The organism is Collinsella sp. 1033st1_E11_1033SCRN_220408 (assembly GCF_039062465.1).
Classification (GTDB): Bacteria; Actinomycetota; Coriobacteriia; order Coriobacteriales; family Atopobiaceae; genus Parolsenella.
In genome coordinates, this window is sequence record NZ_JBCLNF010000001.1 from 335783 (window position 1) to 350353 (window position 14571).

At 59.7% G+C, this 14571-nt stretch carries 11 protein-coding genes and 1 tRNA gene; 8 read left to right on the plus strand and 4 right to left on the minus strand.

The features are described from left to right. Window positions 1-2: 2 nt before the first annotated feature. From aroB to ABCN07_RS01415, 4 genes are all read right to left on the minus strand, one after another. A complete protein-coding gene (aroB, locus tag ABCN07_RS01400; RefSeq protein ID WP_343005066.1) occupies window positions 3-1148 on the minus strand; it encodes a 3-dehydroquinate synthase in 1146 nt (381 codons plus the stop codon). Further along, window positions 1148-2056, minus strand: coding sequence for a prephenate dehydrogenase (locus tag ABCN07_RS01405; protein WP_343005067.1), 909 nt, complete (start codon window positions 2054-2056; stop codon window positions 1148-1150). Before ABCN07_RS01405 ends, aroB begins: the two co-directional genes overlap by 1 nt. After that, on the minus strand, window positions 2057-3076 hold the full coding sequence (gene aroF, locus ABCN07_RS01410) for a 3-deoxy-7-phosphoheptulonate synthase (RefSeq protein ID WP_343005068.1): 1020 nt from the start codon (window positions 3074-3076) through the stop codon (window positions 2057-2059). Between the two features lie 215 nt (window positions 3077-3291). Next, window positions 3292-3368: transfer RNA gene (locus ABCN07_RS01415), tRNA-Arg, on the minus strand. A 168-nt stretch (window positions 3369-3536) separates the two neighbouring features. Here ABCN07_RS01415 and ABCN07_RS01420 point away from each other — a divergent pair. The 8 genes from ABCN07_RS01420 (at window position 3537) to mreD (ending at window position 14569) form a co-directional block, all read left to right on the plus strand. After that, window positions 3537-5960, plus strand: a complete 2424-nt coding sequence (locus ABCN07_RS01420) for an HAD-IC family P-type ATPase (protein ID WP_343005069.1) — start codon at window positions 3537-3539, stop codon at window positions 5958-5960. Next, the gene (gene acnA / locus ABCN07_RS01425; RefSeq protein ID WP_343005070.1) at window positions 5950-8625 is read left to right on the plus strand and encodes an aconitate hydratase AcnA; all 2676 of its coding nucleotides are present in this window, start codon (window positions 5950-5952) and stop codon (window positions 8623-8625) included. Before ABCN07_RS01420 ends, acnA begins: the two co-directional genes overlap by 11 nt. Then, entirely contained in the window at window positions 8622-9611 is a 990-nt protein-coding gene (locus ABCN07_RS01430; protein ID WP_343005071.1) for a zinc ribbon domain-containing protein, read from the plus strand. The genes acnA and ABCN07_RS01430 overlap by 4 nt, the downstream gene beginning before the upstream one ends. Window positions 9612-9803: 192 nt before the next feature. Then, entirely contained in the window at window positions 9804-10349 is a 546-nt protein-coding gene (locus ABCN07_RS01435; RefSeq protein WP_343005072.1) for a peptidylprolyl isomerase, read from the plus strand. Window positions 10350-10371: 22 nt separating this feature from the next. Next, entirely contained in the window at window positions 10372-11871 is a 1500-nt protein-coding gene (locus tag ABCN07_RS01440; protein WP_343005073.1) for a tetratricopeptide repeat protein, read from the plus strand. A gap of 66 nt (window positions 11872-11937) precedes the next feature. Further along, on the plus strand, window positions 11938-12981 hold the full coding sequence (locus ABCN07_RS01445; RefSeq protein ID WP_343005074.1) for a rod shape-determining protein: 1044 nt from the start codon (window positions 11938-11940) through the stop codon (window positions 12979-12981). Between the two features lie 10 nt (window positions 12982-12991). Next, complete coding sequence (gene mreC / locus ABCN07_RS01450; protein WP_343005075.1) at window positions 12992-13999, plus strand: rod shape-determining protein MreC; 1008 nt, start codon at window positions 12992-12994, stop codon at window positions 13997-13999. A gap of 9 nt (window positions 14000-14008) precedes the next feature. Continuing rightward, window positions 14009-14569 (plus strand): rod shape-determining protein MreD, encoded by a 561-nt coding sequence (gene mreD / locus ABCN07_RS01455; protein WP_343005076.1) that lies wholly within the window; start codon window positions 14009-14011, stop codon window positions 14567-14569. The last annotated feature ends 2 nt before the right edge of the window (window positions 14570-14571 follow it).

Sequence of the window (14571 nt, forward strand, 5' to 3'; positions counted from 1 at the left end):
TCCTAGTTGACGCTGGACTGGCTCTGGTCTTCGGCGGCGAAGCCGATACGTGCGGTGCCGCAGCCTTCATCGACGAGGCGGGCGAATTCGGCCATGCTTACGCGGCGAATCTCGACCTTACCAATGCGGGTAGGCAAGATGACGTTTACGCCGTCACCATGGCGCTTCTTGTCTGACATCGCAAGGTTCACGATGACGTCATGAGGCAGGCGCGTATCCGTTGGGAGCCCATGCGCGTCGACGACCCGCTCGATGCGAGCTGCAACCTCCGGGTCGCAGATTCCCTCGGCGGCGGCAGCTCGAGCGATGGCGCAGAGACCTATGGCGACGCAAGTGCCATGCCCTAGCGCGAAGTTGCTTGCGGCTTCGATGGCATGACCGATCGTGTGCCCGAGGTTGAGGGTCTGGCGAATGCCGTGCTCCTGTTCGTCGGCGTTGACAACGTCGCGCTTGATCTCAACGTTTCTTGCGATGATGCGCGCCAGCCTTTCGGTCGGGACGCCCTCGGAGGTAAGAGGCTCGCTTTCGAGGTCATCGAATAGGGACGGGTCTGCAAGTACTCCATGCTTAATGACCTCGCCACATGAGTCTCGGAAGAGGTCTTGCGGAATGGTTCTCAAGCAATTGGGGTCTGCGATGACTGCTCGAGGCTGCCAGAAGGCGCCGACAAGATTTTTGCCTGCCTCCAGGTCGATTGCCGTCTTTCCTCCGACGGATGAATCGACCATCGCGAGAAGGCTGGTGGGGACCTGGACGACGGAGCAGCCCCTCATGTAGCAGGCGGCTGCAAAGCCCGCGAGATCGCCCGTGACCCCTCCGCCAAGGGCAACGACGACATCGTCGCGTGTTAGTCCCGCTGCGGCAATTGCCTCGAGGCAAGCTGCCCATGTCGTTGCCCTTTTGGAAGCTTCTCCCGCCTCGAAGACAAATTGGGACGTCGTATAGCTTGATGCTTCGAGAGAGGCGCGAACTTGGTCCATGTAGAGCGGGGCCACGTTGGTGTCGGATACGATGAGGGTATGCTCACCGCCGGCGGCTTCTCGTACGAGCTCGCCCACACGGGTGATGACTCCGGGAGTCACGTGGACGTCGTAAGACCTTGACGTTGTGTTAACGCGAACGATTACATCGTTGGAGGCTGAGCCCATTAGACCTCCTCCTCCCTTGCGAGGTCGGCGCGCTTGATGCGGTCGCCCTCGGCAAGAAGGTCCGTTAGACGGCTAGCGTCGCGCTTTTCCAGAGCGTCCTTGTATTTGGAGAGCTCAGTGATGATGGTTCCGATCTCGTTGGCGAGGTTGTCGGCGTCATCGAGGAACAGCTCGCACCACATCGTTGGGTTGAGCCTCGCCACACGGGTGAGGTCCTTGTAGGAACCGGCAGAGAAGCCGTCGCGGAGCCCTAGCGTGGGGCTCTTGACATAGGCGTTGGAAACCACGTGCGCGAGTTGCGAGGTGTAGGCGATGACTCGGTCGTGACGCTCGGGTGTGGTAACCGTGAACTTATCGAATCCGCACGGCGCGAGAAGGCCTTCGAGCCGGTCTACGAGAGCGAGGCATTCGACACCCCTCACCTCGGGCGCTGGGCAGACGACCATCGGCGCCCCCTCGAACATATTCGCTCGGGAGTGCGCGTAGCCTGAGAACTGGGTTCCAGCCATGGGATGACAACCTATGAAGGTGATGCCAGACTCGCGGGCAATCTCGAAGCAAGGCTCGCAGATGGAGCGCTTCACGCCGCCCGTGTCGATGACGATGGCATCTGGATTCACAAGGCTAGCGTGCTCCCTAAGCCAGGCAACGCACGCCTCTGGATAGCAGGCAAGAACGATGAGCTCGCAGGTGCCAATGAGCTCGTCGGTGAGCACGCCAGAGGTGGCTTCGATGGCGGCGAAGCTCGTGATCTCCTCGTTTGGGTCATAGGCATAGACCTCGCGGCCGCCCTTGGCCAGGGCGCGTGCGAATGAGCCGCCGATGAGGCCCAGGCCAACGATGCCCGTGCGGCCGGGTACGACCGAGGGAGACTCAGCCTCGGGATAAGCGTTGCCTTTCGCCATCATTTACTCGACCTCCATCGTGACTGCCTCGCGGACGGTGGCGATGCGCGTCATGGCGTCCTTGAACTGCGCGGGCGTGAGTGCCTGCGCACCGTCGGACCAGGCGTGCTTCGGGTCGTCGTGGACCTCGATCTCTAGGCAATCCGCGCCTGCTGCGGTAGCTGCGAGCGCCATCGGCGTGACATAGCGCGTGTGGCCCGTCGCGTGGCTCGGATCGGCGCAGACCGGCAGGTGCGAGAGGTCGTGGAGGACGGGGATAGCGGAGAGGTCGAAGGTGTTCCTCGTGTGGGTCTCAAACGTGCGAATGCCTCGCTCGCAGACGATGACGTTGGGGTTGCCCTCACTCATGATGTATTCGGCGGCCATGAGGAGCTCGTCGATGGTGCCTGAGATGCCGCGCTTGAGCAGGATGGCGGCCTTGGTCTTGCCAACCTCCTTGAGCAGGGGGAAGTTCTGGGCGTTACGGGCGCCGATTTGCCAGACTTCGATGCCGTGAGACACGAAGGTGTCGACGTCTCGAGGGTCCATGATCTCGGTCACGATGGGCATGTCGAGCTCGTCTCGAGCCTCACAGAGAAGGTCCAGGCCCTTTTCGCCCATGCCCTGGTAGGCGTAAGGGGAGGTGCGGGGCTTATAGGCGCCGCCGCGAAGAAGCGTGGCGCCGGCAGCCTTGACTTGGCGGGCGATGCTGATGAGATTCTCGCCCTCGACAGAGCAGGGACCGGCGATGACATGGAAGGTGCCGCCGCCGATCTTTACCCCATGGCCGCAATCGACGACGGTGTCGAGCGGGTGGAACTTGCGGTTGGCCTTCTTGAAGGGCTCGGAGACGCGCTGAACGCGCTCGATGATATCCATGCCCTCAATAAGGTACGGGTCAATCTGGGTGGTGTCGCCTACGAGGCCGACGATCGTCGCGTTATAGCCCTTGGACACGTGGGCGTCGAGGCCCTTGCCGTGAATCCAGGAGACAAAGTGGTCAAGCTGCTCTGGCGTGGCGGTGTCCTTGACGACGGCGATCATGCGATTCTCCTTTGGCGCAGTCTGGGGTCAACCCGAGTTTTAGTTAGTTGACTGATGTTACTACAGCGTCAGATTGGAACTTCGCGCGAAACAGAGATGTAATGACTCCAGATGCGAGATGGGCCGTGAGTTGGGAGTCTCGCATAAGTAAAAAAGCCCCATAGCTGGGGCCACCTACAAGAAAGGCCCCGTTACAGGGGCCCTGGCTAAACAAATGGTGCTCTCTGTGGGATTCGAACCCGCGACCTTTCGCTCCGGAGGCGAACGCTCTATCCAGCTGAGCTAAGAGAGCATGCGACGCTATGCACGTGCGCGAAAGAGAGTATAGGGCATGTAGCGCAATTCGGCGGGGATGGCTGCCTGATTCTTCAACGTTTCAAGTATGTAAGTGTTTTTAGCTTTCGATTTATGTGACCCGCTAGTCCGTATAATAAGAACTTACGGATTGTTGAGCGGAGGCATGATTACACTGGGTACGAAAGATTTCGATATCGTCGCACCTGAGTTCAGGGGTCTTTCTTCGGCCGAGGTCGAGGACCGTGTCGCCGACGGTCGCGTCAACGCTGACGCTGGTCCGCAAACTAAGACCATCCCTCAGATCATTGCAACTCATGCGTTCACGCTGTTCAACGGTATCAACATCATCCTTGCCTGTCTGGTGGCATACACGGGCGCCTGGCGCAACCTTACGTTTCTCTGCGTCGTGCTCTCTAACCTCGCTATCGGCGTTGTCCAGGAGATCCGCTCCAAGCGGACCATCGACAAGCTCTCGATTCTGGCGGAGCGTCCCGTCACGGTTCGTCGCGATGGTGGGGATGTCGAAGTCGGGCATGCCGAGGTCGTTCTCGACGATCTGCTCGTTTTGCGACGCGGTGACCAGGTCTCTGCTGACGCGGAGGTTGTTTGGGGAGGGGCTGGCCTTAACGAGAGCCTGCTGACAGGCGAGAGCAAGCCTGTTGCCAAGTCGACTGGCGACAGGCTCATGAGCGGTAGCTTTCTTGACTCAGGTTGCGTTGTTGCGCGCGTGACGGATGTTGGTGCGGATTCCTATGCCGCTCGCATAAACGCCGAGGCCAAGTACATCAAGAACACCAAGAGCGAGATCATGGCGACGCTCCAGATGATCATCCGGACGTCTACGTGGCTCCTCGCTCCCATCGGCCTTGCCTTGTTTATTCGCACGCTTAAGGACGGATATGGCCTCAATGACGCGATCCTTACTACGGTGTCTGCGCTTGTTGGCATGATTCCGCAAGGTCTCGTTCTTCTCACTTCCACGGTTCTCGTCATCTCTACTGCTAGGCTTGCGAGGAAGAGCGTCCTTGTCCAGCAGTTCTATTGCATCGAAATGCTCGCACGCGTCGATGTTCTCTGCCTTGATAAGACCGGAACCATTACGTCTGGATCCATGGACTTCGAGCGCGCCATTGGCGTGTCGGGTCACAGCTCCGCCGACGTCGAGTTTGCGGCCGCGAGTGTTAGCCGTGCCAGCAGTCATGACGCCAATGAGACGGCTACCGCCATCCTTCGCCACGCTGATGAGATAGGCGTCGACACTCCGGATTTCCAACGTGTCGTGGGCTTTTCGAGTGCGCGCAAGTATTCCGGGTGCGTTACCGCTGATGGCCGAGCGCTGGTCATGGGCGCGGCGCAGTTCGTGTTCGTGGGTGGCATGCCCCGGGAGATTTCCTCCGCGCTCGCTTCTACGGGCGAGAGGGAGCGCGTGCTCGTTCTCGCGGAGTGCGATGGTTTCGACGGCGAGGACGCAATTCTTGGTGTCCCTAGGCCTCTCGGAATCATCTCCATTTCCGACCATATTCGAGCGAATGCTCCTGCAACGATTAAGTACTTCACGGAGCAGGGAGTACAGCTCAATGTCATTTCGGGCGACGACCCTCGCACGGTTTCAAGCATTGCCGCCGAAGCTGGCGTGCCCGATGCAGACAAGTGGGTTGACGCCTCGACGCTCGTAACTCCCGAGGACGTCAAGCGCGCGGCGCTAAAGTACCGCGTGTTTGGTCGCGTGACCCCCCAGCAGAAGCGTGAGCTCGTCCTTGCGCTTCGCAGGGCGGGCCATACCGTGGCAATGACGGGCGACGGCGTGAATGATGTCCTGGCGCTTCGCGAGGCTGACTGCTCTGTCGCCATGGCATCTGGGTCCGACGCGGCGCGCAATGTCGCCGAGGTCGTCCTTGTTGACGACGACTTCGCCCATATGCCTGACGTCGTCGCAGAAGGTCGTCGTTCGATCAACAATCTCGAGAGGTCTGCCTCGCTCTTCCTCGTCAAGACCGTCTTCTCTGCCGTTCTGGCCGTTCTATGCGCCTTCATTCCTCCTTATCCGTTCCAACCGGTTCAGATGTCGCTTATCTCGACCGCCATCATCGGCATTCCGTCCTTCGTCCTGGCTCTGGAGCCCAATCGCGAGCGCGTGAGGGGTAACTTCCTTGGCAACGTGCTTGCTCGTTCCGTGCCCGCTTCCGTCGCGATCATTCTCGCTGTGGGCATAGCCTCCGGGTTCTTGGAGCATTTCGGCCTAACGCGCGATCAGATCTCCACCGTGTGCGTGGTCCTGACTTGCCTGGTTGGCTTCAGCCTCGTCGTTCGAATCTCTCTGCCGCTCAACTCGCTTAGGGCCGCCTTGCTCGTCGCTGTCGTTGCCATCGTTATATTTGGCTGCACTATTGCGGGCCCGTTCTTTTGCATCGTCTCCCCGACGTCTGGAATGCTCGTTGCGATCGCAGCCATCGGAGTGCTTTCGCTTCTCCTCTTCAACTACCTCTTCACCCGCGGTGTTGCACTTGCCGCGGAGGACGAAGGCTACGCGCGTTTCATGAGTGCAATCGAGAATAGTGACAAGGGACGTGATGCTAATGACAAATGAGACCTTTGCCAGTGCCGTTGTGGCGGCGAGGAATCCTAAGACCCTCGATGTATCTGGCATTAGCAGGGGCTATATCGACGTTTCTGGCATCCCCGGAGCGTCTGAGCTTCCCGCTTGTCTTCTCACGCTTCTCGAGAACGTCGTTAGGCGAGCCGAGACTGACGAAGCGGCCATCGCTTCGGCCGAGCGAGTTCTTGCGGCTGCCCGCTCCGGCTCGGCTGGTGACGAGGTCATGTTCATGCCCGCCCGCGTCCTTTTCCAGGACTTCACCGGTGTTCCGGTGTTTGTCGACTTTGCCGCCATGCGTGACGCCATGGCGGCGCGTGGGGGAGACCCCTCTCGCGTGAACCCTCGCATTCCTTGCACGCTTATCATCGATCATTCTGTTGCCGCCGATGTCTCTGGTTGTCCGACTGCCGCCGCTGAGAATCTCGCTATCGAGGCGAAGCGCAACCGCGAGCGCTTCTCGTTCCTCAAGTGGGCTGGTCGCTCGTTTGACAACGTCGAGATCGTTCCGCCCGGCGGCGGCATCTGCCACCAGCTCAACATCGAGCGTTTCTGCCAGGTCGTCTCCACTGATGCCCTTTGGGAGGGCAAGGGCGAGCTTGCGTGCTTCGACACCGTCGTTGGCACAGACTCGCACACCCCCACCGCCAATGGCATCGGCGTCCTTGGCTGGGGAGTCGGCGGCATCGAGGCTGAGGCGGCGGCCCTCGGCCAGCCTATCACCATGCGTGTCCCCGAGGTCGTCGGTCTTCATCTGACGGGTCGCCTGCGTGACGGCATCTCGGCTATGGATCTTGCCCTTACGGTTGCTCAGAGGCTTCGCGCCGAGGGCGTCGTGGGTTGTCTCGTCGAGGCTTTCGGTGAGGGTGTTTCCACGCTTTCCGTTACTCAGCGCGCTTGCGTATCCAACATGACGCCTGAATACGGCGCTACCTCTACTTTGTTCCCGATCGACAACAACGTCCTTGACTATCTGCGCCTTACCGGCCGCGATGACGCGGAGATTTCCTTTGTCGAGGCCTACGCCCGAGCGCAGGGCGTCTTCGGCGGCGTTAGCGGCCGTACCTATGCGCGCGTGGTCGAGCTCAACCTCTCCGAGGTCGAGCTCTCGCTCGCTGGCCCTTCGAGGCCCCACAACCGCGTGACACCCCTGGGTCTCAAGGCTCGCTTTGAGGAGAATGCCGCCAAGCACGGCCATGGTGATGCCGCCGCAACCTGGCGCGTTACTTGTGCCGACGGCGCGGAGCATGACCTTGGACACGGCACGCTCGCCATCGCCGCCATCACCAGCTGCACGACGGCGACAGACCCGGCGATGATGGTCGCCGCCGGCCTCACCGCCCGTGCCGCCCACAAGGCGGGTCTTAAGGCCAAGCCCTGGGTCAAGCGTATCCTCGCGCCCGGCAGCCATGCCGCGGCGGATATTCTCAAGCGCGCGGGACTCCTCGGCGATCTTCAGGCGCTTGGCTTCTATACCTGTGGGTTTGGCTGCATGAGCTGCATCGGCAACTCCGGAGATATTCTTCCCGCCCTCAAGCCGATCGCAGCTGACTGCGAGCTTACGAGCGTCCTCTCTGGCAACCGCAACTTTGACGGTCGCATTTCTCCTGATGTGGCACAGAACTTCCTCGCGCAGCCCGCTGTTGTCGTGGCCTATGCGATTGCCGGCACGATGGACGTCGATCTTACGGTTACGCCGCTCGGTACGGACGCATCCGGCGCTCCCGTCATGCTTTCTGACATCCTGCCGTCTACCGAGGAGATCGACGCCGTTCTTGCTGAGGTCCTTACTCCAGAGGTCTATTCCCTCGGTATGAAGGGCCTTATGGAGGGAGATGCCACGTGGCGCTCTATCGAGGCGTCGGCGACTGACACGTTCAGTTGGGACGAGACGTCGACTTATGTACGCCGCCCGCCCTATTTCGAGATGGCTCAGTCCCAGCAGGAGTTCGGCATTTGTGGAGCGCGTGCCCTTGCCCTCTTTGGCGATTTCGTCACCACGGATCACATCTCTCCGGCAGGTGCGATCGCCGCTGATTCTCCTTGCGCGCGCTATCTTAACGAGCGAGGCGTTGAGCAGGCAGATTTCAACACCTATGGTGCCCGTCGAGGCAATCATGAGTGCATGGCGCGAGGAACCTTCGCCAACGTGAAGCTCGAGAACAAGCTTGCCGGCTGTCCTGGTCCCTTTACGCTTGACCAGCTTTCCGGCGAGGTCGTGAGGGTATTTGACGCCGCCGAGGATTACAACCGTGCTGGCGTGCCCCTCGTCATCGTCGCTGGTCGTATGTATGGCTCTGGTTCGAGCCGCGACTGGGCGGCAAAGGGCCCGATGCTTCTCGGCGTGCGCGCGGTGATAGCCGAGAGCTTCGAGCGCATCCATCGCTCGAATCTTGTCCAGATGGGCATGCTGCCTCTCGAGTTTGTAGAGGGGGAGGGCGCTTCCTCGCTTGGGCTTGATGGCACCGAGGTGTACGAGATTGACGCCGTCGACCTCTCGTCGGGTCTTCCCGCGAGCCGCACCACCAACGTTCGAGCCACGAAGCAAGACGGTACGGTTGTCGAGTTCTCTTGTGTCGTGCGCGTGGATACCGCCCTTGAGGGTAGATTCCTCGCATCCGGCGGCATTCTTCCCTATGTTCTTGAGGAGCTTTCGTGATTTGTCCTTCTTGCGGGTCCGTTATACCTGACGGGCTCTCTGTCTGCCCAGCTTGTCACGCGGACCTTGCCATGACTCGCGTGATGCCTAAACTTACGGGTACCTGGTGCTCCTCCTGCGGCGCGCTCGTGCCCGCGGGAGCCACCACGTGTCCTAAGTGCGGCATGCCGGTCGAGACGTCTCGCGTTAGCTCGGTCGCAGAACAGATGGAGCATAGGCATGCCGAGGATCGTGCGCTCGAGCGCGAGCGCACGTCCTCGCTGCCGCGTATTGAAAGCGCCATTCCTTCGGAGCCTGATCCCTCTGCAGAATCTGCCTATGGCCGCGAGAGGCTGCCTCACACGAAGGTGTTCGCTCTCGCCGCCATTGCGAGCCTGCTCCTCGTCGGTGGTCTTACGCTTGTCATTACGCATCCGTGGAATCCCAACCTGAATGACACTCGTGCTACGACGCCGGCGGACACTTCGCAGGCTGGTTTCCCCGGTACGATATCCGCCTTGCAGGGCCAGGATAAGGTTTCTGGTGCGACGTCGGCCGAAAGCGCCGACGACCTGACATACAACTCGCTCCTCTCAGCTTATGAGAGCCTTAAGGATATTTCGGGCAGGGCGGATGACCTCGAATCGAGACTCGATACTACGGGTATCTCGGGGTCTTCTGAGGATCGCTCCGCTGCTCTTGAGGAGGCAAAGCAGCTTTCGCTTGACGCCAGCAACGTTGTGACGACGATTTCTAACATTGATGTGGTGACGACGGGTACCTATGCGGACCAGAAGACCAATGTCTCTACGTTGGCAAGCTGGCTCAGGAACCGCGTTGAGGCTATATATGACGCATGGGAGGTCTCTGCAGCTTCCTCTGATCCGTCTGCGGATAAGAACAAGATTCTTGCTCCCATGGTCGGGAACAGGGAATCAGATGGCTCTGAGGCATACGTCAATCTCTTCAAGAAGAACTATGACGCGTGGAAGCCGGTGCAGAGATAAAAGCGGCCTTTTGGGTCCTTCAAAATAGTGTCCGCTAGGAGCGTCCGAGGAGGCTTATATGCTTCTTCGGGCGCTTTGCGTCTCAATGTGGCGTGCCGAATGTGTGAACAGTCTCTCGTGCTGCTAGAATCATCTAGATAGTTTTGTTTGAATTCGCGCCATAAGGCGCGCGTCCACATGCATGGAGGCCACATGTTCGGTATGCCCGATCCCCTCTACACTCCTGAGTATGTCTGTGCCGGCGATGAGGTTGCCACTGTTGTTACCTCGAAGGGCACGATTCGCGTGCGCCTTGACGCCGAGGGTGCTCCCATTCACGTAGCCAACTTCTGCGAGCTCGCCATGAGCGGCTATTATGACGGACTCAAGTTCCATCGCTACGTGCCTGGGTTCGTCATTCAGGGCGGCTGCCCTAACACCCGTGACATGACTTCTGACGAGGTTGCTCGCGGAATGCGTGGTCCTGATGGCCAGCCGGGTACTGGCGGTCCTGGCTATCGCATCGTCCATGAGTATGATACGAATCCCCGCAACAGCCATGACGACGGTGCGCTTGCGATGGCGCGCTCGTCTAACCCGGATTCTGCTGGCTCGCAGTTCTATTTCTGCCTTGGCGCCCAGCACATGCTCGATAATGACTACACGGTTTTCGGCCAGACCATCGAGGGCCTCGATGTCATTGGCTCGCTGCGCGCGGGTGACGACATTGAGTCCATTCGCATTAGTCACGAGGCCTAGAACTCCAAGGGACGGATGACCTATGAATACCGAAGCTTTCAGGATTGCCAAGGACTCTTACCAGCGTGGCGATTGGGCTGGAGCTGCCGGCGCTCTCGCGAACGCCAAATCCTCCGGTGAGGCCTTTGGCGAGGCCGACCACCTTCGTGGCAATGCCCTTATGAAGCTCGGCCGTTATGCTGAGGCCGCAGCTGCGTATGCGGAGGCACTCTCTGACGCCGCATACGGCCATGTCGGCGCTCTTAACTGCAACCGTGGTCGTGCGCTTGTCGCCGCTGGTCAGGATGACGCGGCCCTGGCGTGCTTCCAGGCTGCGGTGTCTGACCCCAGCTATCCCACGCCGTACAAGGCGTATCTTGCCCTTGGAAAGCTGTTCGAGAAGCGCGGCCTCGTCGTTGAGGCTGCGAGCGCCTGGCGTTCTGCCGCGATTGACGAGCAGAATCCCGATCCGGCCCAGTCTCTCGTGAAGCTTGGCGCCTGCTTTATGCAGCTCACACGACCCAACGATGCCATTGATGCATATCGTACGGCCCTCGATTTTTCTACGAGTGCTAGCACGGGCGCCATCAACGCGGAGCTCGGCCAGGCCTACATGGCTTGCAACAAGATCTCAGAGGCCGCGGATGCGTTCAACCATGCGGCTGCGGATCCCAACTACACCCTTACGCCTGAGCAGCAGGTTGCCTTCTCTGCTGCTCAAAGGGCTCTCTCTGCCGCGGCGGGTTCTGGCCCTTCCGAGACCGATCAGATGCTCGCCAATGCCGGTTATGGCAACCAGGGCCTAGTCGGCGCGGACCAGTCTGGATCCCAGGCTGTCGTTAACCAGGGCTACTCTCAGGGTGCGGCTTATGATCCACTGGATCCGATGGGCCGCTCCGGCGAGTTCATTCCGAGTCCTGAGGATACGGGTTTCTTCTCCGTCACGGAGGAGGACCTTATGAAGGCCGATCGCGACGATCGCAAGATGCGTCGCAAGCACAATCACCGCGGTCTTAAGGTGGTCCTGTTCATCCTCCTTCTTCTCGCCATCCTTGGCGGCGTCGGTGGCTTTGCCTACTACAAGGGCTATGGCTGGCCTACCCAGGAGGCTGTAGTTTCTGACATGTTTAGCGCCGGCGCCTCTGGCAGCGATATCGCTCCTTACCTTTCGAGCTCTATCACCGATGACGCTCGTAAGGACATCGAATCCATCATGCCTCGCGGTGCTACTTGCAGCGTTTCCGGTGTCGATCGTTCTATGGCTCAGAGCACGGTCCTCGTTAACGCCAGCCTCGCCTCGAGCGGTAACCAGTCTTATTCCGTCTCTCTCGCGCGTGATGGCTTGGGTTGGAAGGTAACGGGCGTTAAGCTCACCTTTGCTTCCCAGGGATTCAGCTCTGATGCTGCGAGTGGCTCGCTTGCGACCACCGTTAGTGACGGAGAGGTGGCTCCTGACGACTCAAGCGCCTCCACTGGTGCCACTGCGTCTTCGGAGGCCTCGACGGAATCCAGCGCGGAGACCACTGAGGTGTCTGCCCAGTAAGCTTCTGGGTATTCTTGTAGCAATAGTCCGAGCGGCAAAGTTGCCGCCAAGTTAGGAATTGGTGCCATGTCGTTTTTTGACTCCATATTTGGCGAGTACGGTGGCGATCTTGCCATTGACCTCGGCACGGCAAACACGCTTGTCTCCGTGCGTGGAGAGGGCATTGTCATCAATGAGCCTTCCGTGGTCGCCATTGACCAGAGCGAGGAGCGCGTTCTTGCCGTCGGTGCTGACGCAAAGCGTATGGTCGGCAGGACGCCCGGCTCCATCACGGCCATTCGTCCCCTCAAGGACGGCGTTATTTCCGACTTCGATGTCACCGAGGTAATGCTTCGATACTTCATCGAGAAGGCATCAACGCGTCGTTACCCCTGGAGCCCTCGTCCTCGCGTTGTCGTCTGTGTCCCCTCCGGCGTTACTTCCGTCGAGAAGCGCGCCGTTTTTGAGGCCACCATTCAAGCGGGTGCTCGTCAGGCATTCCTCATCGAGGAGCCGATGGCCGCTGCCATTGGATCCAACCTGCCCATCGAGGACCCGACGGGCACCATGGTCGTTGATATCGGTGGTGGAACGACGGAGGTTGCCGTCATCGCTATGGGCGGCATTGTCGTCTCGCAGTCGATTCGCACCGCAGGCGACGAGTTCGACCACGTCATTCTCGAGCATGTTCGCGATGCCTACAACCTTTCCATTGGTGAACGCACGGCTGAAGATATTAAGATTAAGGTCGGTTCTGCGGCGCCTCTCAAGGAAGAGCTCGATGTTGAGGTCAACGGTCGCGACGTCATGAGCGGTCTGCCTAAGACCGTTCGTATTGAGTCCGAGGAGATTCGTCGGGCGCTTGATGCCCCTCTTGACCAGGTCACGAAGGCTGTCAAGGATGCCCTTGACGTTACTCCGCCTGATCTCGCGAGCGATCTTATGTACTACGGAATTATGCTTACCGGTGGCGGTGGCATGCTCCGCGGTCTTGATCAGCGCCTTCGCGAGGAGACTGGTGTTCCCGTTAACGTGAGCCCCACTGCCCTCGAGAATGTCGTTCTTGGTTGCGCGAAGGTCCTTGAGGCCAATGCTCTGTCCGGCGGCTTCGTGCAGAGTTCTGGTAAGTAGGGAATTGCCGATGGCTCAGCGCTTTTCTGCCCCCAGCTCATCTCTTGGGCGCGGGTCCTCCTCGGGGGTCCCGCGCTCGCTTGTTGTCCTTACCGTCGTGTCGCTCCTCATGTTTGTCGTCGGGGCGCGCGAGGGTGATAGCGGTGTGCTTCATGGGATTCGTGGCGTTTTCCAGGCCGTGGCTTCGCCCGTGCGCGTCGTGGGCTCTTTCGCAGCCTCTCCCGTCTCTGGTATCGGCAACGTCGTTGGCAATCTTACTGCAGACTCCGAGACCCTTTCGGAGCTACGGGACGAGAATGAGCGGCTCAAGGCCCAGGTGGCCAAGCTGTCTGAGTATGAGCAGCAGGCGAACACCCTGACGGAGCTTCTCCAGCTTAGGAACGAGTACAGCCTGACATCCACCGCGGCTCGCGTCATTGCCCAGTCGAGCGACTCGTGGACTTCGACCATCACCATAGACAAGGGGTCAACCTCTGGCATCGCCGTCGGCATGCCCGTTACAAGCTCTACGGGTGTGATTGGCCAGGTCAGCGAATGCGGCCCTTCGACGGCAGTTGTCCGCCTTATCACCGATGAATCCTCTGGGGTTTCCTGCATGGTTCAGTCGAGCCGCGCGCAAGGTCAGCTTGTCGGGTCAGCGGATGGGACCCTTCGTCTGACGCTTGTTCGCTCCGATCAGCAGGTAGCCACTGGAGACACGATCATCACGAGTGGCCTCGGCGGCGTTTATCCTCGTGGTCTGCCCGTCGGTACGGTGACAAACGTAACCAAGTCTTCCGGCGCTCTCTATTACGATATTACTGTCGACCCCCTGTGTACTGTTTCAAGCCTAGAAGAGGTCCTTGTCATTACCTCGATTAACGATGACCAGCAGGCGAGTTCGGAGGATACGGCGTCGGCTAACGACCAGGATAAGGCGGTTGCCTCTACTTCTGCCGCCACGGCGTCTGCTACAACAGATGGCTCCGCAAATAGCGATGACGGTTCTAGCACTGACGGCGATTCGAGTGGGGAATAGGGGGTAAGCATGATCGTCAACGATACTGGTAAGAACAAGCGTCTGGCCATCATCCTTGCCATCGTCCTCGCTATTCTCCAGATTGGTTTCGTCCCCAACGTTGCCCTGCTTGGAGGCCGCGCCAATCTCGCCCTCGTTCTCGTTGCTTGCGTGTGCCTTGGGGGCAGCGTCAAGATTGCCCCCGTGGTCGGCTTTGCTTCTGGCGCCTTCTATGACCTCGCAGGATCGGGTCCCATTGGGCTCATGGCCCTCATTCTTACCATCGTGGGGTTTGGTCTTGCGGCGATGGGCCGTAGCCGCGTTGCCGATGACCTGGTCGCGTCAATCACGTTGTTCATTCCCGCGACGCTGCTCGTGAATGTCGTTTATGGCATCGTCATTCTCATTTTTGGTCAGTCGAGCTCTCTCGTCGACGCACTTTTCTTTCGCGCGCTGCCTGGGTCCGTTCTCGACGTACTCGCCTTCTTTATCGTCGCGGTCATCCTGTCTCGCTCGAGTGCTCCCGCCTCTGGCTTCGGTAAGGGCAAGGGCTCTCGTCGCGGCGCGCGATTTTCCACGAAGGGTCTGTAGAC

What these genes read in the sequence shown, in the direction of transcription:
- aroB (WP_343005066.1), bottom strand. Translation starts at nt 1,148, where the DNA reads ATGGGCTCAGCCTCCAACGATGTAATCGTTCGCGTTAACACAACGTCA.
- ABCN07_RS01405 (WP_343005067.1), bottom strand. Translation starts at nt 2,056, where the DNA reads ATGATGGCGAAAGGCAACGCTTATCCCGAGGCTGAGTCTCCCTCGGTC.
- aroF (WP_343005068.1), bottom strand. Translation starts at nt 3,076, where the DNA reads ATGATCGCCGTCGTCAAGGACACCGCCACGCCAGAGCAGCTTGACCAC.
- ABCN07_RS01420 (WP_343005069.1), top strand. Translation starts at nt 3,537, where the DNA reads ATGATTACACTGGGTACGAAAGATTTCGATATCGTCGCACCTGAGTTC.
- acnA (WP_343005070.1), top strand. Translation starts at nt 5,950, where the DNA reads ATGACAAATGAGACCTTTGCCAGTGCCGTTGTGGCGGCGAGGAATCCT.
- ABCN07_RS01435 (WP_343005072.1), top strand. Translation starts at nt 9,804, where the DNA reads ATGTTCGGTATGCCCGATCCCCTCTACACTCCTGAGTATGTCTGTGCC.
- ABCN07_RS01440 (WP_343005073.1), top strand. Translation starts at nt 10,372, where the DNA reads ATGAATACCGAAGCTTTCAGGATTGCCAAGGACTCTTACCAGCGTGGC.
- ABCN07_RS01445 (WP_343005074.1), top strand. Translation starts at nt 11,938, where the DNA reads ATGTCGTTTTTTGACTCCATATTTGGCGAGTACGGTGGCGATCTTGCC.
- mreC (WP_343005075.1), top strand. Translation starts at nt 12,992, where the DNA reads ATGGCTCAGCGCTTTTCTGCCCCCAGCTCATCTCTTGGGCGCGGGTCC.
- mreD (WP_343005076.1), top strand. Translation starts at nt 14,009, where the DNA reads ATGATCGTCAACGATACTGGTAAGAACAAGCGTCTGGCCATCATCCTT.